Origin of the sequence: Saccharothrix sp. HUAS TT1, assembly GCF_040744945.1 — a bacterium.
In the GTDB taxonomy this organism is placed as follows: domain Bacteria; phylum Actinomycetota; class Actinomycetes; order Mycobacteriales; family Pseudonocardiaceae; genus Actinosynnema.
Genome location: NZ_CP160453.1, coordinates 6,079,139 through 6,101,426, shown reverse-complemented (window position 1 = coordinate 6,101,426; position 22,288 = coordinate 6,079,139). Strand labels below are relative to the sequence as shown.

Genomic DNA, 22,288 nt, shown 5'->3' with positions numbered 1-22,288 from the left:
CTCGGTCAGCGGGTGCGGTCCCGGTCGTAGAGGCGCCTCGCGCAGGCGTACCCGGCCAGCGCGACCACCGCGCACCAGCCGAGCGCGACCGCGGCGCCGGCGCCGATCGGCGTGCCCAGGAGCAGGCCGCGCAGCGTCTCCATGATCGGGGTGAACGGCTGGTGCTCGGCGAACCACCGCAACCCGCCCGGCAGCGAGTCGGTCGGCACGAACCCGCTGCCGAAGAACGGCAGCAGCATCAACGGCATGGGCAGGTTGCTCGCCGTCGCCACGGACTTCGCCGCCAGCCCCATCGCGACGGCCGCCCACACCAGGGCGAACGTCGCCACGACGAGAACACCCGTGGCGGCCAGCCACTCCACCGCGGTCGCGTCGGGGCGGAAGCCGATCAGCAGGGCCACCCCGAGCACGACGACGAGCTGGAGCAGGGTCTGCAGCACGCTGCCCAGCACGTGCCCGGTCAGCACCGACGCCCGCGCGATCGCCATCGTCCGGAACCGCGCGACGATGCCCCCGGTCAGGTCCACCGCCACCGAGATCGCCGCGCCCTGGACCGCGCCGGCGATGGTGATGAGCAGGATGCCGGGCGTCACGTAGTCGACGTAGGCGGCACGACCACCGGTCTCGCCGCCGAGCCCGTCGCCCAGCGTGCCGCCGAGCACGTAGACCGACAGCAGCAGGAACACGATCGGCACCGCGAGCAGCATCAGGACGGTGGAGAGGTTGCGCGACATGTGCCGCAACTGGCGGCGCAGCATGGTGACCGAGTCGCGGACGGCCGGGGACGGGGTGGTCATCACGCGGTCGCCTCCTCGGCGTCGGTCGCGAGTCGGTCAGTAGCGGGTCGGCCGGTCGCGGGTCGGCCGGTCAGGGCGAAGAACACGTCGTCCAGGTCGGGGGTGCGCACGGTCAGCCCGTCCACCTCCACCGAGGCGGCGTCGAGGCGGTCGAGCAGGGCCTTCAGCGAGCGGACGCCCCCGTCGCCCGGCACCCGCAGGACCAGCGGCTCGTCGGTCGGGTCCGGCACGGCCCCCAGCGCCGCGACCGCCGCGGCCAGCGCGTGCTCGTCGGCGAACCGCAGTTCGACGTGCCCGCCCGGCACCCGCCGCTTCAGCTCGGCCGGCGTGCCCTCGGCGACGAGCCGGCCGTGGTCGAGCAGGGCGACCCGGTCGGCGAGCTGGTCGGCCTCCTCCAGGTACTGCGTGGTGAGGAAGACCGTCACACCGCCCGCGGCCAGGTCGCGGACGGCCCGCCACACGTCCCGCCGGCTGCGCGGGTCCAGCCCGGTGGTCGGCTCGTCCAGGAAGACCACCCGCGGGTCGCCGACGAGCCCCATCGCCAGGTCCAGCCGACGCCGCATGCCGCCCGAGTACGTGACGGCCGCCTTCCCGGCCGCCTGCCCGAGGTCGAACCGCTCGACCAGGTCCGCGACCCGCCGTCGCCCCTCGGCCCGGTCCAGGTGGTGCAGGTCCGCCATCAGCCGCAGGTTCTCCTCGCCGGTGAGGAAGTCGTCGACCGCGGCGAACTGGCCGGTGACCGCGATCGCCGCCCGCACCCGGTCGGCGTCGCGCACCACGTCGTGACCGCGGACGCGAGCCTCGCCCGCGTCGGCGCGGATCAGCGTGGACAAGATCCGGACCACGGTCGTCTTGCCCGCGCCGTTCGGGCCGAGCAGCGAGAAGACGGAGCCCTCGGGCACCTCCAGGTCGATGCCGTCGAGCACCACCTGGCTGCCGTAGGACCTGCGCAGGCCGGTCACGGCGATGGCCGGTCCGGTCGGTGTTGTCGTCATGCGCGCAACGGTGCCGCCGAACCGGTTCACGGCGGTTTCACCGCGGTTTCAGCGCTCCTCGACCGGCCGCCGCCGGCGCGCGTGGTTGGCCGCGAGCCCGAACGGGTACGGCGGGAGGGACGATCTCGGGGGAGGTTTCGATGGCACAGCGGGTATCGCGCGTGAAGGTCGTGCTGCTCGGGTTGCTCGTGGGCGGGGTATTCGGTTTGGGCCAGGGCTTGCTGCGGGGCAACGCGTGGGTCGGGCTGGTGATGGGTGTGGTGTTCGGCGTCGTCATGGCCCTGACGATGAGACGCGTGTGGGGTTCCACGGCGTTGCGCGGGTTGGACCGGGGGCAGCGCCGCACCATCTCGCGCGCCATGCGCCGGGGCGAGCCGGTCGAGGACCCGCGGCTCGCCCGGCCGCTGGTGGACCAGGTCGACGCGGTGCTGGCCATGCCGTACCCGGTCTGGACGATGCGGGTGGTGTTCATCCTGATGGGCCTGCTCGGCCTGGCGGTCGTGGTGCTCGACCTGCGGTCCGGGCAAGTCGGCAGCGGGGTGCTGCTCGTGGTCCTGTCCCTGGTGATGCTGTTCGTCGTCATGCCCCTCAGCCAACGGCAGCGCGAGCGGTTCGCGGTGTCGCAGCAGGCCACCCGTGAGCGGCACCAACTGTCCGAAGTGGACTCGAAGGTCCAGGGGTGACCCCCGTCCGGGGTCACACGATCCGCTGAACGTCGACGTCGGCGACCGGCGTCGCTGCTTCACTTGGCCCGAGGCCACCGCTGCCGGGGGTCGCCGCACCCGGCCGCGGCGTTCCTGGTGGCAATAGCGTTCCTCGTCCGCGCCACAGCTCTGCCACTCGTGACCACCGCCGGGTGCCAGGAGGGACCAACGCCCAGCGGGAGCCGACCTCCGCTCACGACAGACCGCCCGTGGTGGCCAGGAGCAGGGCCAGTGCGGGCAGGAAGTTGTTGACCTGGTGGGCGACGACGCTCGCGACCAGGTTGCCGGTGAGCAGCCGGGCCAGGCCGATCGGGATGGACAGCACCAGCAGCAGCGGCGTGCGCAGGAGTTCCAGGTGTGCCAGGGAGAACACCAGGCTGGTCACCGCGAACACGACCCAGCGGTTCCACCGCAGGTGCTCCAACGCCCGCCACAGCACGCCCCGGAACAGCAGTTCCTCCGCCAGCGGCGCGATCAGCCACACGGCGAGGAACGTCACCACGGCCGCGACCCGGCTCAGCTCACGGCCGGCGAACGCGTCACCGACCGCCGAGGTGGCCTGGTCGTCGCCCACCCAGGCGGCCCACGCCGCGGCCGCGGGCAGGGTGAGCGCCAAGCCGCCCACCCCCAGCGCCAGCCCGATGCCGACGTCCCGCAGGTTCCAGCGGACGGCCAGCTCGCGCCACACCCTCCCGGCCCGGGGGCCGCCGCCCAGCCACGTCACCCCGAGCACGGCCACGACCGCCGCCGACGAGGACGGCAGGACCAGCAGCGCGAGCAGCCACCCGTCCGCCGGCGCCGAGTCCACCGAACCGGCGGACACCAGCACCAGCACGGACACGACCATCATCGTCACCTGCGCGGCGAGGAACACCGCCAGCAGCGACAGCCCCACCCGTCGGGTCACGCCGTCGGGGCGGACCGCCGGCTCGATCTGCTCATCGTCCACAGTCGTGGATAACCCGTCCGATCGGCGAGGTCAACTCGGCGGTCCGGCGTCATCGCGGAGCCGTCGGCGGCCGACGCGCCCGCCAGCGCTGCTCCCCGTCCTCGCGGAACTCTCCGGTGGCCCTCATGCCGATCCGCCGCGCGACCGCCTCACTGGCCGGGTGGTCGGACGCGATGTGCGCGCACACGTCCTGCGCACCCCGCGACACCAGCCACTCGACCACCGCCGCTGCGGCTTCTGTGGCGTAGCCGCGGCCCTGGAACGGCACGCCCAACACCCACGCTACCTCCGCGGTCAGCCCGTTCGCGCCGACTGCCGTGGTCGCCTGCACCGTGCCGACCGCGACGTCGTCCTCCTCCCGCAGCACGACCCAGTTCAACCAGCCCTCGCCACCGTCGTCGGACGACGGCCGCTCCCAGCGCCGGTACCGCGCCCGCAGCTCGTCGACGCTCGGCGGCGCACCGCCGGTGATCGCGTAGAGCGCCGGGTCGCCCAGCACCGACGTCATCTCCTCGGCGTGCGCGACCCGCACGGGCTCCGCCCGCAACCGCTCGGTCCGCACCACGGCGTCCCGCGGCCACCCCTGCGGCACCACCACCGACTGACCCACGGTTGACCCCCTGGCGGACGTGACGACGCGGACGTGCTGCGGCCGAACCCTAACCACGCGGCAGCCGGTCCACACCCGGTTCGGGCCGGCTCGTGGTCACGGCGACCGCATGCCCCGCAGGTACGTGACCGCCGCCCAGGGGCGACGGCCGAAGGCCAGCACCTTCCCGGTCGCGACGGACCGCGCGAGGCGGGTGCGGCGGAAGACCGTGAGCATCATCGCGGTCGGGTGGAACCTGACCTGCGCGTCGACCTTCGCCCGCCCGGCGGGCCGCACCTCGATCCGACCGTTGTCGCTGGTCAAGGTCACCGGGGTGGTGTGCTTCGAGCGGAACTCGATGGCGACCCGGCCCGGGGTGGGCGAGGCGCCCGCGAGCAGCCTGCCGGTGTCGCCGCCGAGCATCGGCATCAGGAACAGGTCGAACGTCAGGGCGGCCTCGTGCGCGGAGATCCGCCACGGGGCGCCCAGCGCCCGCGCGATGTCCAGCCCGTGGATCAGGACCTCGTTGAGCTGGTGCGCCACCAGCGAGGCCGCCGGCAGCCGCGCGCCGCCGAGCCAGGGCCGCAGCTCGCGCGGGTCGACGTCCCGGGCGCGGTTCAGCAGCAGGTCGACCTCCTCCAGCAGGGTGTTCGACACGACGTCCAGCGCGCGTTCGGGGAAGTGCTCCAGGGACAGCGTGTTGAGCCGCGCGAACCCGCCGAAGCTCGACTCCTGCCAGCCGCGGTCCAGCTCGGGGTCGTCCAGCGGGGACAGGTCCTCGGCGATCAGGCCGGCGTTGAGCCTGCCGACGATGGCGACGTGCGCGGCGGTGTCGGCGACCGTCCAGTCCCCGAGCGCGCGCCGCTGCGGCGTCCGGCAGTCCAGCAGCATCCGGGCGAACCGCTCGGCCGCCGCGGCGAGGGCGTCGCGCACGTCCCGCCACCGCCGGTCGGTGATGTCCAGCTCCACGAATCGCCTCCCACGCCGAGGGCCCACTGCATCGCAACGTAGTGAGTCGGGGGAGCGCGGAACTACCGCCAGCGTGCTTTAACCGCTCAACCGGTGTGGTCCAGCACCCGGCGCAGCACCTCGTCGGGCGTGGCGACGGACGCGGTCGGGTTCACCTCGGCCAGGTGCGGCGTGTTGTCCGGCCGCAGGGCGCCGAACGGGACCAGCGCGCCGAGAACATCGGCGCGGTGATCCGCGAGGCCAGGGTGCTCCTGCCGACACCCGTCACGCCCGCGAGCAGGAACGCCCGAGGTCGTCGCACGGCGTCCGGGCGGGCGATCGGCCGCAGGGCCTCGTACCGGGCGTGCGCGCGGTCCGCCATCAACGCCTGCAACGCCTCGCGCGCGACGTCGGGCGAGGGCGCGTCCGCCGACCGGTCGACGCGCTCCTCGACCGCGCCGGTCGGGCGGTTCAGGGCCTCCGGCTGCCGGGTGACGGCAGTTCACCGGTCCGGGTGAGCCGTTCGGCGAGCACGCGCAGCTTCAGGTTGGTCTGCTGGCTGGCCCGCACGAGCAGGTGGAACGCCTGATCGGCGGTGAGCTTGTGGCGCTCCATCAGGATGCCCTTGGCCTGCCCGATCAGGTCGCGCGTCTGCACCGACTCGGCCAGGTGCTCCCGCTCCTGGGCACGGGCCAGCGCCACCGCGGCGTGCCCGGCGAACAGCAGCCCCACGTGCTCGGACTCCTCGTCGAACGCGTGCGCCTCGGGGGAGTACAGGTTGAGCGCGCCGAGGTCGTCGCCCTCGACGTACAGGCGGAACGACAGCATGGACGTGACTTTCAGGTCGAGCGCCCGCTTGGCGAACAGCGGCCACCGGGACTCCGTCGCCAGGTCCGGCGCGCTGACGATCTTCTGCTGGTACAGCGCGGTCAGGCACGGGCCCTGGCCGGTGTCGTACTGCACCTGGTCCGCGTCGCGCGGCACGTCGTCCGTCGTCGCCACGGTCCGGATGTCGCGCTTGCTGACGATGGTCATGATGCCGGCGTGCGCGGCGCCGGGGATGGTGCCGACCGCCGCGTGCACGATCGCGTCCATGGTGCCCTGCTCACCGTCGGCCCGGTGCAGGTCGCGGGCCACCTGGTTCAGCCTGGCGGCCAGTTCGTCGCCCTGCTCACCGCTGTCGGTCATGTGCCGCCTCCGCCGGGCCCGCCCGTCAAGGCCACAGCATGTCCTGTGCGCTCCGTCACGTCCACGCAGGTACCTGCGCGTCACCACCCTACGGGGTGGAATACGAGTCGAAGACGTTCCGTTGAACCGGGTGTCGGCCCTGCCCGAGGTGCGCGGGGCGAAGTCGTTCGAGGCCGCGGTGTCGCGGCGGACGGCCTTTCCCCATCCGCAGAACCCGCACGGAGACGATCATGTCGTTGACCATGGAGATGCCCCGCCCGACGCGCCCGGCCGCCGCCGCGCGCGAGCGGTCGCAGGACGCCGACCTGGTCGGCCGCTACCTGCGCGAGCTCACCGCGACGCCGCTGCTGACCGCCCCGGAGGAGGTCGCCCTGGCCAAGCGCATCGAGGCGGGCGTCTACGCCGCCGAGCTGGTGCGCCGCTCGGACGAGGGCGACGGCCCGACCCTGGACGTCGAGCGCCACCGCGTGCTGCGCCGGGTGACCGAGGACGGTCGGCGGGCGAAGGACCACATGATCCGGGCCAACCTGCGGTTGGTGGTGTCGGTGGCCAAGAAGCACTCGTTCCGCGGCCTGCCGCTGCTGGACGTGGTGCAGGAGGGCAACCTCGGCCTGATCCGCGCGGTGGAGAAGTGGGACTACGCCAAGGGCTTCAAGTTCTCCACCTACGCGGTCTGGTGGGTCCGCCAGGCCATCGAGCGCGGCCTGGCCGAGCAGACCCGGACCATCCGGCTGCCGCTGCACGTGGTCGAGGAGCTGGCCAAGCTGCGCAAGGTCGAGCGCGGGCTGCGGGCCGGGACCGACCGCGAGCCGACCGTCGAGGAGCTGGCGCGAGCGGCCGGGGTGCCGGTGGCCAGGGTGGTCGACCTGCGCACCGCCGAACGGGCCACGATCAGCCTGGAGACGCCGGTCGGCGACGACGGCGGCGGGTCGGTGGCCGACCTCATCGAGGACGCCGACACCGTGCACGCGCACGAGGCGGTCGAGCACCAGGAGGTCGCGCAGGAGCTGCGGGCCCTGGTCGGCACGCTGCCCGAGCGGCAGGCGCGGATCGTGACGCAGCGCTACGGGCTGTCCGACGGGCGCGCCCGCAGCCTCCAGGAGCTGGCCGACGAGCTCGGCCTGACCCGCGAGCGCGTCCGGCAGCTGGAGAAGGAGTCCATCCGCGTGCTGCGCGACCCCGAGCGCAACCGCGCGCTGCTCGACTGGGCAGGGTGATCCGGACCCGGTCCCGGTTTGCGGGCTCCGCCCAGGGGTAGCAGTCTCGTCTCTGGCGACCGCGAGGAGAGCCCGCATGGACGAGCAGCCCACCCGTCACACCACCACCGAGCTGGACGACGGCGTCGTCCGGCTCAGCGTGTCCGGCACCCTCGACGCGGCCACGCACCGGCCGGTGCTGACCGAGCTCGACACCGTGTTCGAGACCGGACCGGCCGGGGTGGTGCTCGACCTGCGCGCCGTCGACTTCATGGGCTCGGTCGGCATCGCGATGCTGGTCAACGCCCGCCACCGGGCCAACCGGCTGCGCATCCCGCTCGCCATCGTCGCCGACAGCCGCCCGGTGCTGCGCCCGTTGCAGATGAGCCAGGTCGACGGCGCGCTCCCGCTTCACCCGACCGTGGACGCGGCGCTGGCGGCGATCCGCGTGGCGGCGCCCTGACGCCCGGCACGGGCCCACCCGAGCAGCCCGGTGGCCACGAGCGCGCCCAGGACGGCGAGCCCGAACGGCCGGAGGGTTCACGGCCAGGCCGGCCCGTCCAGCGCGAGGTGGTCCGCGGGGTGCTCCAGCACCCGCGCGGTCCAGGCCGCGGTGGCCAGGTCAGTGTTGCGCGCCAGGTCCCGCAGAGCGCCGTCGACGCCGGACAGGATGCCCGCCGTGCTGATCACGTCGCCGTCGTCCACGTACCTCGTGCCGCGAACCCGGTCGACGGCCGGGTACCGCTCCTCGAAGGAGTCGACGCGCAGCCGGTGCGCGGTGGCCCGCCGCCCGTCGAGCAGCCCGGCCGAGGCGAGACGCCCGCCCCGTTGCGGACGCTCAGGAGCAGCGACCCGCCCTCGGACTGCCGGCGCAGCCAGTCCGTCACGGGCCGGGTCGTGCTCTCGCCGACGTCGGGCACGGCGGGCACGACCACGACGTCCGCGGCCCGGCCGCCGAGCAGGTCGTCCAGCCCGGCGAAGCTCGGGTCGGGCGCCAGGTCGAGGCCACCGGTCAGCGGCGCCGGGCCGTGTGTCACCGGTACGGGTGAAGGGTTGCGCCGTCCGTGCGGACCGCGTTCAGCTCGTCGAACGCGGCGAGCAGGACCGCGACCCGGGAGGCGGTGCGCACGGCCGCTCAGCACCCGTACTCGTGCCGGCGGCGCAGCATCGCGACCAGCATCGCCGGGACCATCAGCACGTGACCGGCGGTCATCAGCGCCATCCCGGGCAGCACGCCGGTCCAGTGGAACGGCAGCAGCACCACGAACGGCGCGTACATCGCGGCGGACATCTCGGCGATGCCCGCCCAGCCGTGCCGGCGGACCCGCATCCACAGCGCCATGCCCAGCGACATGTTCGTCGCCATCACCAGCACGTGCGCGGTGACCACGTCGGCCAGGCCCGGCCACGCGAACGACCAGACCGGCTCCAGCACCACCATGCCCGCCACCATGGCGACGACCATCTCCAGCGCGTGCCGGGCGAACCGCCACCGCCGCCCCGCCCGGGTCGTCCGCTCCGGTGTCGTCTGCTCCAGGCTCATGTCGGCTCCTCTGTCGCGGAAGGTGTGCGACAGATCCTGGGCCGCCGGGGGAGCGCGGTCAGGTGCCGAAGGTCATGACCGGGGTCATGTGACCCGCGCGGTCAGCAGAGGCCGAGTTCCCGGGCCCGCAGCGCGGCCTGGGTGCGGTCGCGCACCTGGAGCTTGGCCAGCACGCCGGTGACGAGGTTCTTCACCGTGCCCTCGGCCAGGAACAGCCGCCCGGCGATCTCCCTGTTGCTGCGGCCCTCGGCGAGCAGCCGCACCACGTCCAGCTCGCGCTCCGACAGCGGCGTGACAGGGGGCGGGACCTCCTGCGGCAGCCGGGCCACCCGCGCCACGAGCTTCGCCGCCACGGACGGCTGGAGCACCGACTCGCCGCGCCGCGCCGCGACCAGCGCCTCCACCAACCGGGCCGACGACACGTCCTTGAGCAGGTAGCCCAGCGCACCGGCGCGCAACGCCGCGAATACGTCGGCGTCGTCGTCGAACGTGGTCAGCGCCAGCACCCGCACCCCGGGCTGCTCGACCCGCAGCCGGTCGGTGGCCGCGATGCCGTCCAGCACCGGCATCCGCAGGTCCATCAGGACCACGTCGGGCGACAGCTCGGCGCACCGCCGCACGGCCTCCTCCCCGTCACCGGCCTCGCCGACCACCTCGACCTCCGGCTGCACCTCCAGCAGCATCGCCAGCGCCTCCCGGAACAGGGCCTGGTCGTCCACGACCAGGACGCGGACGGGCGTGGTCACGCCGGCACCTCCACGGTCAACGTCACGCCACGCCCGGCGGGGGAGTCGACCGACACCCGACCGCCCAGCCCGGCCACCCTCTCCTCCAGGCCCACCAGGCCGAAGCCGTCGCCCGACCGCTCGCGCAACCCGCGGCCGTCGTCGCGCACCTCCAGCCGGACCCGGTCGACCAGACCGTAGTCCAGCACCACGGTCGCGGCGGTGGCGTCGGCGTGCTTGCGCACGTTCGTCAGCCCTTCCTGGGCCGCGCGGAACAACGACTCCTCGACCTCGGCACGGGCCGCGCGGGCCGCGCCGCGCACCTCGAACCCGGTCGGCACACCCGCCTCGGACACCTCGGACGTCAACGCCCGCAACGCGTCCACCAGCGGCTCGGACCGGGGTTCGCGCAACGCGGCGACCGAGCGGCGGACCTCGGCCAGCGCCTGCCGCGACTGGTCCTGCGCCTTGGCCAGCACCCCGTCGAGCCGGTCGGCGTCGGCGGTGCGGACCACCGCGCGCGCCGCCTGGAGGAGCATCTGGACGACGGTCAGGTGGTGGCCGAGGCTGTCGTGGATGTCGCGGGCGACCCGGTTGCGCTCCTGCGTGGTCGCCAGCTGCTCGGCCTGGGCGGCGTACCCGCGCAACCGCTCGTTGGCCGCCGCCAGCTCCGCCCTCGCGCGCTGCTCCCGGACCAGCAGCTCGGTGATCACCGCGGTGAAGCCGGTGACGGCCAGCGTGCCCAGCCCCTCGCGCAACCCGTCGGGCCAGTCCATCCCCACGTGGACCAGCGGGATGACCGCGGCCACCGCGGCGGCGGCCGGCAGCGGCAGCAGCAGCACGGCCTGCGCGACCAGGACCACCAGCAGCAGCACGGCCCCGACCGCCGCGCCGGACAGCGAGAACAGCAGGAATCCCAGCGGCAGCTGGACACCGACGAACGCGGCGGCGGCCGCCCGGCCGCGCCGCTGGGCGAACGGGAACCCGACGACGGCGATCGCGCCGTAGGCCAGGCCGACCAGCAGCGTTCCCGCCAGGTGCTGCTCGAAGCTCGCCGAGCCGAGCGGCAGCGTCAGGCACGCGACCACCGCGAGGATGCTCAACGCCCGCTGCACGCGCCCACTGTGCTGGACCTCGAACGCCGTGGTCAACCGGGTGCGGTGGCGCCGCCCCGCCCCCGGGCCGGGGCGGTGCCACCGCGGGTCCGTCAGAGGTCCACGCAGACGCTGCCCTGGTTCACGTAGCCGCCCGCCACCGCCTCCAGCGCCTCGCCGCACAGGGTGGTGCCCTTCGGGAGGGTCCGGTTGAAGTGGACGACGACCCACGGCACGGGGTTGCCGTCGCTGCCGACCACCTGCGGCTCGCGGTTCGACGTGAACTTGACGTGGCCGAACCAGCTCGGCCCGTTGCTGTTCTGGAAGACCTCCACCTTCTCCACGTGGAGATCGGAGTGGACGACGTTGACGCAGACGTACTGCCGGCAATTCGTCGTCGACGACCTTTCCGCGCCGGTCGCCGTCCCGGTCGAGGTGATGAGCGCGGCAGCCGCGACCAGGGTCGCCGACGCCGAACGGAACTTCGCCATGGTGATGTCCTTTGTTCGAAGAGGTGATTCACCCGATAGGGCAGAAAGGCGACGGACCGTGCCGCGTCGCTGTCCCAGGTCTACTCCATCGGGGAGTTGTTTCCCCGGCTCGAACCGCCGAGACAATCAACGGGAGACAACCCGGCAGCGCGGGTGACGACGCCGCCGCGCCGGGGGACGAGGAGAGGACGGGGCATGCCACGGCCGGAGAGCCCGGTGGACCCGCGGGCGGGGGCGGTGCAGCACTTCGCGCACGACCTCCGGCTGCTGCGGGAGAAGGCGGGGTCACCGCCGTACCGGTCGCTGGCGCGGCGCGCGCACTACGCCCCGGCGACGTTGGCACGGGCCGCGTCCGGGCGTGAGCTGCCCAGCCTCGCCGTGGCCCTCGCCTACGTGCGGGCCTGCGGCGGGGACGAGCGGGAGTGGGAGGAGCGGTGGCGCGCGGTGGCCGCCGAAACCCACCCGGCTTCGGCAGGGGAGCCCCGCCACGAACCGGTGGCGGGCCCGGTGGCGGAGCCCCGCCGCGAACCGCGACCACCCGGCGAATCGCGACCGTCCGGCGAACCGGTGATCCCGGCGCAACCCACCTCCGCGGGGCAACCCGCCCCGGTCCGCCGCCGGTGGCCGATCGCGGTGGCAGCGGTGGTGCTCGTCCTCGGCGCGGTGGCGGCGGTGGTCGTGTCCAGGGGCGACGACCCGCCGTCGTCGGCGCCGCCACCCGTCACCGGGAAAGCGGAAATGCTCGACGTGCACACCGGCGCCGACGGCACGATCCGGACCTGGCCCAACACCGGAGGCTTCCCGGAGTGGACGTGGAGCGACCCGGTCGGCATCGTGCTGAGCGGGGCCGACCCCGCGCTGACCAGGTTCGCCGACCTCGACGGCGACGGCTACGACGAGCTGGTCCGGCTCGACGCGGGCGGCACGGTGACCGCGTCGTGGAACGACCGGGGCTTCCCCGGCCGCCCGTGGCAGGCGTCGCTGGTCGTCGGCGCCGGGCTGACCGGCGCCCCGGACCACCTCCACTTCGCCGACCTGGACGGCGACGGTCGGGACGAGCTGGTCACCGCCGACGGCGCGCTGCGCGCCCGGCCCAACACCGGCGGCTTTCCCGGCCACCCCTGGGGCGAGGAGGTCGACCTGGGGCCCGCGCCGTCCCGGCCCGTCTGGTTCGCGGACCTCGACGGCGACGCCAAGGCCGAGCTGATCACCCTGCGCGACGACGACGTCCTGCGCGCCCGGCACAACACCGGCGCGTTCCCCGACCAGCCGTGGGGCGCCGAGGTGGACCTGGGCCCGACCGACCCCGACCCGGCCCGGGTCCGCTTCGCCGACCTCGACGGGGACGGCTTCGCCGAGCTGGTCACGATCAACGAGGACGGCACCACCACGGCGTGGTGGAACGACCGCACCTTCCCCGACCACCCGTGGCACGCCTCGGTGCTGGTCGGCAAGGGCTGGGTCGGCGACCCGGCGCGGGTGCGGTTCGCCGACCTCACGGGCCGCGACCGGCCGGGGTCGTGACCGACGTGCGCCCACTTACCAGTCGGTTTGACCTGCCACCCGGACGGGGTACCTGGTCGGGGCGTCAAACAGTCGGCGCGTCGACATCACCCGATCAGCGGGCAGAAGGCGGCGGTGCGCGGTGGAACTGGATTTCGACGACGCATTGATGTGGGGCCTGCGCGGCTACGTCCGGCGGGTGACCGAGGAGCTGGAGCTCTCCGGCGAGAGCTCGTACGTGCAGGCCGAGCGACCCGCGGGCGCGTACCTGGCGCTGGAAGGTCGGCTGCCGGGGTTCCCGGACCGGGACGTGGCCCTGCTGTGGGACGAGGAGCGCGGCTGGTCGGCGGCGGTGGAGACGCACAGCGGCGAGGACGTGCTGGTGCAGGCGCACTTCGGCGCGGACGTCGTGCCGACGCCGAAGGCGGTCGCCCGCTGGGTGCGCGCCCTGCTCCGCGGTGAGCGGTCCGCTTCGGACGTGCCGCCCCGAGCGCCCGACGACCTCACACGCCGCCTGGCCCCCTACACGGCCGCGGCACTGGTCCCGCTGCCGCGCGACGCCCGGGTCTGAACCTGGCATGGGTTCCCCGGCGTGCGTGGCGGCGTCGAGCCAGTGGGTGGACGAGGACGGCGTCCGGCAGCCGTCCGGTGACGTGCACGCCTGGTCCCCGGGCGCCAACCAGACGCTGTGCGGGCAGGCCCTGAGCCGCAGCCGGCTCGGCCGGTTCCGCCACGTGCCGTGGCCGGACGCGGTGTGGCTGTCGCAGACCTCGGAGCAGGTGATGTGGCTGTGCCCCCGCTGCGTCGCCGCCACCACCCCGCGCTCCCAACGGGACGGTCGAGGTTGGACGCGAACCCGACCCCGCCCGTAGACCGCTCCCGGCGGCTGCCCGAGCAGCGGCGTCCGCGGTGGAGCGAGCGGTCCACTCCGGACGCCCTCCGCGCGGGTCAGGGCGCGGCGGTGAAGTGGTGCCCCCTGGTGGCGTCGGCGGCGGCCTCGCCGAGGTGGACCACGACGCGGCAGCCGGGGTCGCCGAGGGCGATGCGCTCCTCCAGCGTGACGGCGGCGCGTTCGTTGTTGCGGGCGGCGATGCCGCCGAACACCGCGGTCGTCATGCGGCACAACGAGGGCGACTGCCGCACGTCCGGCCCGAACGGGCAGTGGCTGTTGACCAGCACGATCCGCTCGTCCGTCACCTCCACCACCCGGAAGCTCCCGCCGATGGCGGCCTTGAGCCGGACCACGCAGTCGGCGATCTGCCCGGCCGTCAGCGACGTCCCGGTCGTCCCCGTGGCCTGCCGGTACTCCAGCTCGACCTGACCGCCGATGTCGACCGCGACCTGGGCGATGGCGCGCTGCGCCGCCTCGGGCCCCTGCTGCACCTCGACGGCGTTGGCGAGCTGCACGACCAGCGCCCGCAGGAAGCTCTCCCGGCCGAACCCGCCGTCCGGACCGGCCTCGGACAGGTGCGGCAGGGGGTTGACGGTGTGCCGCGGCGGGTCGATCGGTTCCACCGGTCGGGTGACGGGCAGGACGGACTCGACGGCCTTGCCGACGCGCCGCGCGGCCACCGTCAGCTCGGGGGCCAGCTGGGAGATCAGCCACAGCCCCCGGCCTCGGGGTTGAGCCGTGTCCGGGGCGTGCTCGGGGAGGGCGAAGGTCGCGCCCATGTCGCGCACGGTGAGGATGGGATGCGCCTGTGACCACTCCAGTGACACCCAGACAGGGCCGTCGCTGTGGTCGATGGCGTTGGCCAGCATCTCCTCGGCGATCAGCTCCGCGTCGGCCAGCTGATCGGGCGCCGCGTGCGCATGGCGGGACAGGTAGTCCCTGATGTCGCGGCGCAGTGCGCTCGGCACCCGCCGGTCGTGTCCGTCCAAGAACCAGTCCACAGGCCGCACGTCTCCCGGTCGTCGGCCGCGGTGCGCGCGCCGTCCAGCAGAGGAGGTTATTACCCGCGGAGCCCGGTGTCAGCGGACAGGCCGGTTCGCCGGGTGGGCAGCCGCAGGAGCACCCGGACGGCGGTGCCCGCCGGGCCGCTGCGCACGCGCACCAGGTCGGCCAGGTCGTTGACGAGCAGCACCCCGAGCCCGGACGTCAGCCCAGCCGCGTCGACCACCAGGCGCCCGCCGCGCACGGGCGGGTGGGTCCGGTCCAGCACCTGCACGAGCGTCCGCCGGCGCCCGCTCGGTGGCCGCGGCGTAGACCCCCACCTGGTGCTCGGGGGCGACTACCGCGCCACCGGGGGACACACCTCCGGTCCGTCCGGCGAGCCGCGCCGGCGTGCGGACGGTCGGGCCGCGGCTGATCAAGAACGCCACCGCCGGCGCCCCCGGAACGGATTTGTCGTCATGCCCGTAATGGTCAACAAACCGCCCCGTTGTTCACGAGTGTGACCCGGCGGAACCGATTCCGTTCATCCACCTGACTCTTCGGGGGAACTGTCGAACCGCCGTTGACCGGCCGGTTCCACAGCATCTAATATCCGCCCGGAAAGCGGTTTCCCGGTTTTCATCCGTGAACCGCCGGAAAGTGTCCTACGCCGATCCCGGCGCCCGGGAAATGGGAAGTGGAGTTGTCATGAGCACAACGGATCAACGTCGATCCGCGCGGGCCGCGGGGCCGCGCGGAACGCGGTGGCGGACCAGCCTGGTGGCCGCTGGCGCCGCCACCGCGCTGGCCGTCACCCTCACCGCCTGGTCCACCACCACGGCCGCCCAGGCGGCGGTCGGCGCGGGGACCTACACGGTGAAGAACGTGGGCAGCGGGCAGTGCCTCGACGTGCCCAACGCCAGTTCGTCCAGCGGTGTGCAGCTCCAGCAGGCGTCGTGCGGCAGCGGCAGCAGCCAGCGGTGGACGCTGACGGCGGTCAGCGGCGGCTTCCGGATCGCGTCCGCGGCCACCGGCCTGTGCGTCGGCGTCCGGGACTCGTCCACGTCGGCCGGCAAGGTGATCGAGCAGCAGTCGTGCAGCGGCTCGGCGGGCCAGACGTGGTCGTTGACCGAGAGCGGCAGCGACTACCGCGTGGTCAACCCCAACGGCGGCAAGTGCATGAACACGAAGGACAACTCCACCGCTGCGGGCGCGCTCGTGCAGACGAACTCCTGCGACAGCGTGGCGACCAAGCAGTGGACGTTCACGCCGGCCGACGGCGGGCCGACGACCACGTCCACCTCGACGTCCACGACGACCAGGACCACCACGACCACGACTACGACGACGTCGCAGCCGGGTGGTGGGGACGGGAGCGGTCCGTGGCCGTCGGACACGGGCAGTGTGCACCAGACGACGACGCGGAACGTGGGGTCGTACTTCAACGGGGGGATGAAGCGGCACTACGGGATCGGTGACGGTGGTCAGGGCGAGAGCCAGGACCCGATGTTCGTGGTGGCCGACGGCGGGACGATCGAGAACGTGATCCTGGACGCGCCGGCGGGTGACGGGATCCACTGCGAGGGGTCGTGCACGATCCGCAACGTGTGGTGGAACGACGTGGGCGAGGACGCGGCGACGTTCAAGGCGACCGGTTCGTCGGCGACGTACCTGGTCGACGGTGGTGGGGCGCGGTCGGCGTCGGACAAGGTGTTCCAGCACAACGGGGCGGGGACGTTGACGATCCGCGACTTCCAGGTCAGCGGTGCGGGCAAGTTGTACCGGGCGTGCGGGAACTGCTCGTCGTCCTACCAGCGGCACGTGGTGATGGACGGGGTGACGGCGCGGTCGACGAAGGTGTTGGCGGGGATCAACACCAACTGGGGTGACACGGCGCGGTTCTCGCGGATCACGGTGTACGGCAGCACGACGATCTGCGAGAAGTACCAGGGCGTGCCGAAGGGGTCGGAGCCGAAGAAGATCGGTGAGGGCGCGGACGGGAGGAACTGCTTCTACTCCGCTTCCGACATCACCCAGCGCTAGGCTGTGCCCGCCCGTTCCGGGTCGCACCCGCGACCCGGAACGGGCCGTTCCGGTCACCGTGCGGACCGGGCGGACGTGGCGCGACCAGGGGTGAGGGGCTACCGCGGTGACCAGCTGGATCGACGTGATCAACTATGTCCGGACGCGCCACGAGGTGCTGGAGGAGAACGACAGCTGGCTGCGCTTCCGGCTGGACACCCGCGAGGGTCGGACCCAGCAGGTCTCGGTGCACCACGTGCCGGAGACGGACGGCGTGGCCTGGGTGGAGATCTCCTCGCCGGTCGGCCGGGCCGACGCGATCGACCTGGGACGACTGCTCGAACTCGCCGGCACGTCGGCGTTCGCCGGTGCGGCGGTGGTGGACGGCGTCGCGCTGCTCAAGCACACCGTGCCGCTGGAGCACCTGAGCGTCCGGGAGGAGTTCGAACGCCCCCTCCTGCTGCTGGTCGCCGACGCGGACGCCTTCGAGCAGGAGCTGACCCGGGACGACGCCTTCTGACCGGGGCCGCTCAGGACAGCGGCAGCTCGGCCCAGACCGTCTTGCAGTCGACGCCGCGGCGGGTGCCCCAGCGGCGCTGCGACAGGGTGTCCACCATGATCAGCCCGCGACCCCGGAACGACCCGAGGCGCGACGTGCCGGGCGTGGGCAGGCTCTCCGGGCTGCCGTCGTCCACCTCGATGAGCAGCACGTCCCGTTCGCGGGACCGCTGCACGCGAAGGCGGCGCGGCGTGCTGGCGTGGTCGTAGGCGTTGGACACCAGCTCCGTGCAGATCAGCAGCAGGTCTTGGAGCAGGTCTTCGGTCAGGTCGGCCAGCACAGTGGCGAGCCACTGCCTGATCTGCGCCAGTGGTGGCACCGGCGTGCTCAAGTCGACGCTGACCCTCTCGTCGAGCGTGTCCTCCGGCGTGGTCATGGTCGTCCCCAGGAACTCCGAGCCGCGCAGTCGGTTCGACACGGCCTTGGCGTCACCGAGTACCCCGTGCCGGGCGTGTGCACACATCGTGATGGCGGTCACGATACGTTCACCCGAAGATTGACACTTGGTCACTGCCGCGCTACCCGCAGCGACCTAGGCTTACCGTTCGTGAGCGCGGAGAGGATTTCGGTCGAGGACCCGATCGGCGTGCTGCGCGCCGCGGTGGACGCGACCATGCAGGCCGTGCTGCGCCTGGACCCCCACCACGAGGAAGCCCGGGCCGAGGTCGACCGGGCGCTGACCGCGTTCGCCGCCGCCGTCGCCCCGGTGGGCGACCGCCTGCGGGAAGCGGCGGAGCGGGCGCCGCACGGCGCGGTCGCGGTCGCGCTGGGCTTCCTGCGCGACGCCGGCGACCACGTCGCGGGCGGCGACGTCCAGGCGGCCCGGGTCGCCGTGCTCGCCGGGCGCGCCACCCTGTTCCGGCTGGCGTCGGAACGCCGCTGAGGCAGCCCGGTCACGCCGTCCGCACGAACGGCCCGCCCGTCCACGTCTCCGAGCCCGACAGCGTGTCGCTCGCCAGTCGGTCGAGCACGTCGGCCATCCGGCCCGCCTCGGCGAAGGCCCGCCGCTGCCGGGCCGCCCCACCGCCCTCGCGATCCAGGGTGGACAGCAGGCTCCCCACCAGGTCCAGGTCCGCGTCGGACAGCTGGTCGCGCACCCGGTGCAGGAGCCGGTCGAGCAGCAGGCGCGCGGGCACGAGCCGGCCGGACAGCACGTCCAGCGCCTGGCCGGTGATCCCGTCCCGCGCCGAGCGCCACGCCGCCGCGCGCAACACCTCCGTCGGCACCGGCGGCGCGTCCAGGCCGCGGCGGAGATCGGCCAACGCCGTGGCGACGAGCGCGCGCACCAGCGCCGCCAGCAGCACCGCTTCGTCCACAGTGGCCGCGACGTCGGCGACCCGGACCTCCACGGTCGGCAGGTGCGCGGACGGCCGGACGTCCCAGTACATCATCCGGCGGTCGTGCGCGACCCCGGCGGCCAGCAGAGCGTCACAGGTGGACTCGTAGTGCGCCAGCGACTCGAAGTACGGCGGCGGACCCGCGCCCGGCCAGCGCGCCCACACGACCGAGCGCCAGCTGGCGTACCCGGTGTCGAGGCCGCGGGCGAACGGCGAGTTCGCGGTCACCGCGCCCAGCAACGGCAACCACGGCCGCAGGTGGTTGCACACCCGCACCGCCGTCTCCGGGTCCGGCACGCCGACGTGCACGTGGCAGCCGCAGATGGACTGCTCGGCGGCCAGCAGCCGGTAGTCCTCGGCCATCCGGTGGTAGCGCTCCGCGCCGCTGGTCTCCACCTCCGGCCGGCCGACCGGTGGCACGCCGACCGCCAGCAACCGGTGCCCGAGGCGGTGCGCGGTCTCGGCGGCGACCAGGCGCAGCCCGTGCAGCTGCCGGCGCACGTCCGCGAGCTCGTGGCACACCGGCGTGCGGGTCTCCACCTGCGCCGCGGCCAGCTCGACGTCCAGGTCGACCCCGAACCGCGACCTGGCCGACTCGACCACCTCGGCCCCGTGCGGCGCGGGCTCCCCGGTCCGCGCGTCGACCAGCAGGAACTCCTCCTCGACGCCGAGCGTCAAGTTCGGCTCACCGCCCATCCCGGCCTCCGGGGGCTGTCCGTCCATGGGGCTGTCGGGTACCCGGCGACGGCCGGGCCAACCCGTCCTCTGTGGACGCCGCGGCTCAGTCGGCCGCGGTCCGGGCCTCGCGGGGGCGCACCGTGATGAGCCGGTCCATGCCGAGCAACCGCATCGCCCTGGCCAGGTGCGGCGGCGCCTCGGTCACGGTGAGCGTGCCGCCCTCGCCGTGCAGCCGGCGCCACACGCCGAGCATGGCGCTCACGCCGGAGGAGTCGCAGAACCCGACCCGGGTGAAGTCCAGCACCAGGTGCCGACCGTCGCCGGTCAGCGCCAGCACGTCGTCGTACATGCCGGGCGCGGTGGTGTAGTCGATCTCGCCGACCACGTCGAGCACGATCCGCTCGTCGCTGCTCGTGGTCCGCGTGACGGTCACTCGGGTCGGGATGTGCACGGGCGCTCGGCCGTCTTCCGGGGTGTCGAGGGGTGGTGGCATGCTACCCACCGGCTGGTTTTACGCCAAACGGGTGAACGGTCATCGCGTTCACAACCACCGGTTGTTCTTGAACAGCTGGTACAGCACCAGGCAGGCGGCCAGGGTCGCCAGCAGCACGACCGGGTAACCGTACTGCCAGCGCAGTTCGGGCATGTGGTCGAAGTTCATCCCGTACACGCCGACCACCATGGTGGGCACCGCGATGATCGCCACCCAGGCCGAGATCTTGCGCATGTCGTCGTTCTGCTGCAGCGACACCTTCGCCAGCGCCGCGTCGATGAGCGCGCCGAGCAGTTCGTCGAAGCCGGTCACCCGTTCGGTGACCCTGGCCAGGTGGTCGTCCACGTCCCGGAAGTAGGACCGCACGGCGTCGGGCACCAGCGGGCCGCAGTGGCCGTCGCCGAGCCTGCGCAGCGGCCCGGCCAGCGGCATCACCGCCCGCTTCAGCTCCATGACCTCGCGCTTGACCAGGTACATCTGCTCGACGCTGATCCCGCTGCGCGGTGCGAAGACAGCGGCCTCGACCAGGTCGACGTCACCCTGGAACGCCTCGATGACGTCGAGGTAGCCGTCCACCACGCGGTCCGCGATGGCGTGCAGGACGACCGCGGGCCCGACCGCCAGCCGTTCCGGCAGGGTCTCCAGGTCGGCGCGCAGGTTGCCGAGCGCGGAGTGGTTGCCGTGCCGGACGGTGACGACGTAGTCACGGCCGAGGAACACCATGATCTCACCGGACTCCACGATCTCGTTGGCGGTGGTCGGCGACTCGTGCTCGACGTAGCGCAGGGTCTTGAAGACGGTGAACAGGTTGTCGTCGTACCGCTCCAGCTTCGGCCGCTGGTGGGCGTGCACCGCGTCCTCGACGGCCAGCTCGTGCAACCCGAACGCCTCGGCCACGCCGCGGATGCGGTCCTCGTCCGGCTCGAACAACCCGATCCAGACGAACCCGCCGCCGCGGGCCCTCACCTCGGCGACCGCCTCGGCCGGCGACCAGTCACCGGCTTGCCGCACCCCACCCACGTAGATCCCGCAGGCCACCACCGCGTCCCGCTCGGGCACGGCCGCGACGTGCGGACCGCGGTCGGGGAGGGGCGCCATGACACTCGATCATGCCGCAGACGGGTGCCCGCTGTCTGCCCTTGCCGTGCGGAGCGGGTGGTCGGGCAGTGCGGGGTGCGGGTGGGTGGCGCGGCCGGCCGGTGGTGCGGTGCGTGTGGCTGGTGGTGCGCGCGGTGCGGGTGGGCGAGTGGAGCCGGCGCCCACCCGCACCGCGCTAACCAGGCCGGGGCGCGAGCGCTGGTTGTTCAACACACCGCGTCGAACCTGGCCGGACCGCCCGGGAGCGGCCCTGCCGTGCTCTGCGCAGGTTCCGGCGAGCCGGTGTTACCCGGGCGTGCCACTCCCTACACCGGGGCCCACTCTCAGTTGACCAGGATGCCGAGTTCGGCGCACGCCGCCGCCACGTCGCCCGCGCACAGCTCGGCCGGCTTGATCGCGTTCTCCGAGACGGCCACGGTGCGGACGTCCTCCCGCGTCACGAGGTCCGCGCCGAGCAGCACCGACTTCACGTCCCGGCCCGACACGACGTCCCGGGTGTTGCCGGTGGCCAGGTCGTCGGCCCCGCTCAGATCACCCTTGGCGACCGCCGCCGCCAGCCTGGCCGCCGCCTCGGCCTGGTCGCGGATCGGCTTGTACACGGTCATGCACTGGTCGCCGCGCAGGATCGCGCGCAGGCCGTCGAGCGTGGCGTCCTGGCCGGTCACCGGCACCCGCCCGGTGGCGAACCCCCGCTCCTTCAGCACGTCGATCGCCGCGCCCGCCAGGCCGTCGTTGGCCGCGACCACCCCGTCCACCCGGCCGCCGTTGGCGTCGAGGATGCGGGCGAACTCCGCCCGGCCCCCGACCACGTCCCACCCGTCGACCGCGTGGCTCTCGACCAGCTCCAGCGCGCCCCGGTCGTAGAGCGGGCCGAGCTTGCGCCGCTGGCCGTCGGCGAACAGGGTCGCGTTGTGGTCGGTCGGCGAACCCTGCAGCTCGACGATCCGCGCGCCCGGCACGTCGCCCAGGCACCGCAACAGCCCTTCGGCCTGCAGCTCGCCCACGTTGACGTTGTCGAACGAGACGTAGTAGTCGGCGTGACCGCCCAGGCTGATCCGGTCGTAGTTGACGACCGGGATGCCGGCCGCCTTCGCCCTGGCCTCGACGGCGGCCCCGCCCGCCGGGCTCAGCGGCGTGGTCATCAGGACGTCGACCCCGCGCGCGATCATGTCGTCGGCGATCCGCGCGAACCGCGCCTCGTCGTTGTCGGCGTTCTCGATCAACGGTTCCACCGCGGCGAACCGGAGCGCTTGGGCGAGCTTCGGGCTGTCCTGCTCCACCCACCGCGACGACGTCTCGTCGTCGGGCAGGATGACGCCGACGACCGGCTTGGCCACGGCCGCCTCGCCGTCGCCCCCCGCCGTCGAGCCACTTCCGCATCCAGCGGCGATCAGGGCGACCAAGGCGAGGGAGAGCGCTCTCCGAGCATGCATGCCGAACTCCGGGTCTTCGACGGCGGGAATCGAGGAATGAATTCCAGCCATTCGCCCGCACTGCGTCAAGGAT

At 73.5% G+C, this 22,288-nt stretch carries 29 protein-coding genes; 10 read left to right on the top strand and 19 right to left on the bottom strand.

Annotated features, from left to right (window positions below):
- Window positions 1-5: 5 nt before the first annotated feature.
- Both AB0F89_RS27505 and AB0F89_RS27500 read right to left on the bottom strand, forming a co-directional pair.
- Window positions 6-797 (bottom strand): ABC transporter permease, encoded by a 792-nt coding sequence (locus tag AB0F89_RS27505; protein ID WP_367128512.1) that lies wholly within the window; start codon window positions 795-797, stop codon window positions 6-8.
- Window positions 797-1,792 (bottom strand): ATP-binding cassette domain-containing protein, encoded by a 996-nt coding sequence (locus AB0F89_RS27500; protein WP_367128511.1) that lies wholly within the window; start codon window positions 1,790-1,792, stop codon window positions 797-799. The genes AB0F89_RS27505 and AB0F89_RS27500 overlap by 1 nt, the downstream gene beginning before the upstream one ends.
- 140 nt (window positions 1,793-1,932) lie before the next feature.
- On the opposite strand from AB0F89_RS27500, the gene AB0F89_RS27495 reads away from it, so the two are divergent.
- Window positions 1,933-2,475, top strand: coding sequence for a hypothetical protein (locus AB0F89_RS27495; RefSeq protein WP_367128510.1), 543 nt, complete (start codon window positions 1,933-1,935; stop codon window positions 2,473-2,475).
- A gap of 214 nt (window positions 2,476-2,689) precedes the next feature.
- On the opposite strand, the gene AB0F89_RS27490 is transcribed toward AB0F89_RS27495, so the two are convergent.
- The 3 genes from AB0F89_RS27490 to AB0F89_RS27480 form a co-directional block, all read right to left on the bottom strand.
- Window positions 2,690-3,445, bottom strand: coding sequence for a lysostaphin resistance A-like protein (locus AB0F89_RS27490; protein WP_367128509.1), 756 nt, complete (start codon window positions 3,443-3,445; stop codon window positions 2,690-2,692).
- A 49-nt stretch (window positions 3,446-3,494) separates the two neighbouring features.
- Window positions 3,495-4,055 (bottom strand): GNAT family N-acetyltransferase, encoded by a 561-nt coding sequence (locus tag AB0F89_RS27485; protein WP_367128508.1) that lies wholly within the window; start codon window positions 4,053-4,055, stop codon window positions 3,495-3,497.
- 96 nt (window positions 4,056-4,151) lie between these two features.
- Window positions 4,152-5,003: a maleylpyruvate isomerase N-terminal domain-containing protein gene (locus tag AB0F89_RS27480; RefSeq protein ID WP_367128507.1), complete on the bottom strand. Its 852-nt coding sequence runs from the start codon at window positions 5,001-5,003 to the stop codon at window positions 4,152-4,154.
- A 164-nt stretch (window positions 5,004-5,167) separates the two neighbouring features.
- Here AB0F89_RS27480 and AB0F89_RS27475 point away from each other — a divergent pair, with 164 nt between their 5' ends.
- Complete coding sequence (locus AB0F89_RS27475; RefSeq protein WP_367128506.1) at window positions 5,168-5,500, top strand: hypothetical protein; 333 nt, start codon at window positions 5,168-5,170, stop codon at window positions 5,498-5,500.
- On the opposite strand, the gene AB0F89_RS27470 is transcribed toward AB0F89_RS27475, so the two are convergent.
- Window positions 5,454-6,170 (bottom strand): GAF and ANTAR domain-containing protein, encoded by a 717-nt coding sequence (locus AB0F89_RS27470; RefSeq protein WP_367128505.1) that lies wholly within the window; start codon window positions 6,168-6,170, stop codon window positions 5,454-5,456. The two genes, AB0F89_RS27475 and AB0F89_RS27470, sit on opposite strands and share 47 nt — an antisense overlap.
- A gap of 230 nt (window positions 6,171-6,400) precedes the next feature.
- On the opposite strand from AB0F89_RS27470, the gene AB0F89_RS27465 reads away from it, so the two are divergent.
- Together AB0F89_RS27465 and AB0F89_RS27460 are read left to right on the top strand one after the other, a co-directional pair.
- The gene (locus AB0F89_RS27465; RefSeq protein WP_367128504.1) at window positions 6,401-7,387 is read left to right on the top strand and encodes an RNA polymerase sigma factor RpoD/SigA; all 987 of its coding nucleotides are present in this window, start codon (window positions 6,401-6,403) and stop codon (window positions 7,385-7,387) included.
- Window positions 7,388-7,463: 76 nt separating this feature from the next.
- On the top strand, window positions 7,464-7,829 hold the full coding sequence (locus AB0F89_RS27460) for an STAS domain-containing protein (RefSeq protein ID WP_367128503.1): 366 nt from the start codon (window positions 7,464-7,466) through the stop codon (window positions 7,827-7,829).
- Window positions 7,830-7,906: 77 nt separating this feature from the next.
- Here the strand turns inward: AB0F89_RS27460 and AB0F89_RS27455 are convergent, their stop codons facing one another.
- From AB0F89_RS27455 to AB0F89_RS27430, 6 genes are all read right to left on the bottom strand, one after another.
- Window positions 7,907-8,071 (bottom strand): hypothetical protein, encoded by a 165-nt coding sequence (locus AB0F89_RS27455; RefSeq protein WP_367128502.1) that lies wholly within the window; start codon window positions 8,069-8,071, stop codon window positions 7,907-7,909.
- A complete protein-coding gene (locus AB0F89_RS27450; RefSeq protein WP_367128501.1) occupies window positions 8,053-8,403 on the bottom strand; it encodes a hypothetical protein in 351 nt (116 codons plus the stop codon). Before AB0F89_RS27450 ends, AB0F89_RS27455 begins: the two co-directional genes overlap by 19 nt.
- Before the next feature lie 98 nt (window positions 8,404-8,501).
- Window positions 8,502-8,909: a hypothetical protein gene (locus AB0F89_RS27445; protein WP_367128500.1), complete on the bottom strand. Its 408-nt coding sequence runs from the start codon at window positions 8,907-8,909 to the stop codon at window positions 8,502-8,504.
- Window positions 8,910-9,010: 101 nt separating this feature from the next.
- Complete coding sequence (locus AB0F89_RS27440; protein ID WP_367128499.1) at window positions 9,011-9,655, bottom strand: response regulator; 645 nt, start codon at window positions 9,653-9,655, stop codon at window positions 9,011-9,013.
- A complete protein-coding gene (locus AB0F89_RS27435) occupies window positions 9,652-10,749 on the bottom strand; it encodes a sensor histidine kinase (protein WP_367128498.1) in 1,098 nt (365 codons plus the stop codon). The genes AB0F89_RS27440 and AB0F89_RS27435 overlap by 4 nt, the downstream gene beginning before the upstream one ends.
- A 92-nt stretch (window positions 10,750-10,841) precedes the next feature.
- Window positions 10,842-11,219, bottom strand: a complete 378-nt coding sequence (locus AB0F89_RS27430) for a hypothetical protein (protein ID WP_367128497.1) — start codon at window positions 11,217-11,219, stop codon at window positions 10,842-10,844.
- Between the two features lie 195 nt (window positions 11,220-11,414).
- On the opposite strand from AB0F89_RS27430, the gene AB0F89_RS27425 reads away from it, so the two are divergent.
- From AB0F89_RS27425 to AB0F89_RS27415, 3 genes are all read left to right on the top strand, one after another.
- Complete coding sequence (locus AB0F89_RS27425) at window positions 11,415-12,743, top strand: FG-GAP-like repeat-containing protein (protein ID WP_367128496.1); 1,329 nt, start codon at window positions 11,415-11,417, stop codon at window positions 12,741-12,743.
- A gap of 121 nt (window positions 12,744-12,864) precedes the next feature.
- On the top strand, window positions 12,865-13,293 hold the full coding sequence (locus AB0F89_RS27420; protein WP_367128495.1) for a DUF6292 family protein: 429 nt from the start codon (window positions 12,865-12,867) through the stop codon (window positions 13,291-13,293).
- A 7-nt stretch (window positions 13,294-13,300) separates the two neighbouring features.
- Complete coding sequence (locus tag AB0F89_RS27415) at window positions 13,301-13,594, top strand: hypothetical protein (RefSeq protein ID WP_367128494.1); 294 nt, start codon at window positions 13,301-13,303, stop codon at window positions 13,592-13,594.
- 76 nt (window positions 13,595-13,670) lie between these two features.
- On the opposite strand, the gene AB0F89_RS27410 is transcribed toward AB0F89_RS27415, so the two are convergent.
- Window positions 13,671-14,603: a methanogen output domain 1-containing protein gene (locus AB0F89_RS27410; protein WP_367128493.1), complete on the bottom strand. Its 933-nt coding sequence runs from the start codon at window positions 14,601-14,603 to the stop codon at window positions 13,671-13,673.
- 71 nt (window positions 14,604-14,674) lie between these two features.
- Window positions 14,675-14,884: a hypothetical protein gene (locus tag AB0F89_RS27405; RefSeq protein ID WP_367128492.1), complete on the bottom strand. Its 210-nt coding sequence runs from the start codon at window positions 14,882-14,884 to the stop codon at window positions 14,675-14,677.
- 419 nt (window positions 14,885-15,303) lie between these two features.
- Here AB0F89_RS27405 and AB0F89_RS27400 point away from each other — a divergent pair, with 419 nt between their 5' ends.
- Both AB0F89_RS27400 and AB0F89_RS27395 read left to right on the top strand, forming a co-directional pair.
- A complete protein-coding gene (locus AB0F89_RS27400) occupies window positions 15,304-16,638 on the top strand; it encodes a pectate lyase (protein ID WP_367128491.1) in 1,335 nt (444 codons plus the stop codon).
- Between the two features lie 106 nt (window positions 16,639-16,744).
- Window positions 16,745-17,137: a hypothetical protein gene (locus AB0F89_RS27395; protein ID WP_367128490.1), complete on the top strand. Its 393-nt coding sequence runs from the start codon at window positions 16,745-16,747 to the stop codon at window positions 17,135-17,137.
- A gap of 10 nt (window positions 17,138-17,147) precedes the next feature.
- On the opposite strand, the gene AB0F89_RS27390 is transcribed toward AB0F89_RS27395, so the two are convergent.
- The gene (locus tag AB0F89_RS27390) at window positions 17,148-17,654 is read right to left on the bottom strand and encodes an ATP-binding protein (protein WP_367128489.1); all 507 of its coding nucleotides are present in this window, start codon (window positions 17,652-17,654) and stop codon (window positions 17,148-17,150) included.
- A 69-nt stretch (window positions 17,655-17,723) separates the two neighbouring features.
- Between AB0F89_RS27390 and AB0F89_RS27385 the strand changes: the two genes are divergently transcribed.
- Window positions 17,724-18,059: a hypothetical protein gene (locus tag AB0F89_RS27385; RefSeq protein ID WP_367128488.1), complete on the top strand. Its 336-nt coding sequence runs from the start codon at window positions 17,724-17,726 to the stop codon at window positions 18,057-18,059.
- 10 nt (window positions 18,060-18,069) lie between these two features.
- Here AB0F89_RS27385 and AB0F89_RS27380 read toward each other — a convergent pair whose 3' ends face one another.
- The 4 genes from AB0F89_RS27380 to AB0F89_RS27365 form a co-directional block, all read right to left on the bottom strand.
- Complete coding sequence (locus tag AB0F89_RS27380; protein WP_367128487.1) at window positions 18,070-19,236, bottom strand: glutamate--cysteine ligase; 1,167 nt, start codon at window positions 19,234-19,236, stop codon at window positions 18,070-18,072.
- A 58-nt stretch (window positions 19,237-19,294) separates the two neighbouring features.
- Window positions 19,295-19,624: an STAS domain-containing protein gene (locus AB0F89_RS27375; protein ID WP_367128486.1), complete on the bottom strand. Its 330-nt coding sequence runs from the start codon at window positions 19,622-19,624 to the stop codon at window positions 19,295-19,297.
- A gap of 108 nt (window positions 19,625-19,732) precedes the next feature.
- Window positions 19,733-20,782, bottom strand: a complete 1,050-nt coding sequence (locus tag AB0F89_RS27370) for a magnesium and cobalt transport protein CorA (RefSeq protein WP_367128485.1) — start codon at window positions 20,780-20,782, stop codon at window positions 19,733-19,735.
- Window positions 20,783-21,105: 323 nt separating this feature from the next.
- Window positions 21,106-22,119 (bottom strand): sugar ABC transporter substrate-binding protein, encoded by a 1,014-nt coding sequence (locus AB0F89_RS27365; protein WP_367128484.1) that lies wholly within the window; start codon window positions 22,117-22,119, stop codon window positions 21,106-21,108.
- Window positions 22,120-22,288 lie beyond the last annotated feature (169 nt).

Excerpts from the sequence above, each read along its gene's own strand:
- AB0F89_RS27495 (WP_367128510.1), top strand. The coding sequence starts at position 1,933 with ATGGCACAGCGGGTATCGCGCGTGAAGGTCGTGCTGCTCGGGTTGCTC.
- AB0F89_RS27445 (WP_367128500.1), bottom strand. The coding sequence starts at position 8,909 with ATGAGCCTGGAGCAGACGACACCGGAGCGGACGACCCGGGCGGGGCGG.
- AB0F89_RS27415 (WP_367128494.1), top strand. The coding sequence starts at position 13,301 with ATGGGTTCCCCGGCGTGCGTGGCGGCGTCGAGCCAGTGGGTGGACGAG.
- AB0F89_RS27460 (WP_367128503.1), top strand. The coding sequence starts at position 7,464 with ATGGACGAGCAGCCCACCCGTCACACCACCACCGAGCTGGACGACGGC.
- AB0F89_RS27465 (WP_367128504.1), top strand. The coding sequence starts at position 6,401 with ATGTCGTTGACCATGGAGATGCCCCGCCCGACGCGCCCGGCCGCCGCC.
- AB0F89_RS27400 (WP_367128491.1), top strand. The coding sequence starts at position 15,304 with ATGAGCACAACGGATCAACGTCGATCCGCGCGGGCCGCGGGGCCGCGC.
- AB0F89_RS27500 (WP_367128511.1), bottom strand. The coding sequence starts at position 1,792 with ATGACGACAACACCGACCGGACCGGCCATCGCCGTGACCGGCCTGCGC.
- AB0F89_RS27505 (WP_367128512.1), bottom strand. The coding sequence starts at position 797 with ATGACCACCCCGTCCCCGGCCGTCCGCGACTCGGTCACCATGCTGCGC.
- AB0F89_RS27370 (WP_367128485.1), bottom strand. The coding sequence starts at position 20,782 with ATGGCGCCCCTCCCCGACCGCGGTCCGCACGTCGCGGCCGTGCCCGAG.
- AB0F89_RS27430 (WP_367128497.1), bottom strand. The coding sequence starts at position 11,219 with ATGGCGAAGTTCCGTTCGGCGTCGGCGACCCTGGTCGCGGCTGCCGCG.
- AB0F89_RS27425 (WP_367128496.1), top strand. The coding sequence starts at position 11,415 with ATGCCACGGCCGGAGAGCCCGGTGGACCCGCGGGCGGGGGCGGTGCAG.
- AB0F89_RS27380 (WP_367128487.1), bottom strand. The coding sequence starts at position 19,236 with ATGGACGGACAGCCCCCGGAGGCCGGGATGGGCGGTGAGCCGAACTTG.
- AB0F89_RS27470 (WP_367128505.1), bottom strand. The coding sequence starts at position 6,170 with ATGACCGACAGCGGTGAGCAGGGCGACGAACTGGCCGCCAGGCTGAAC.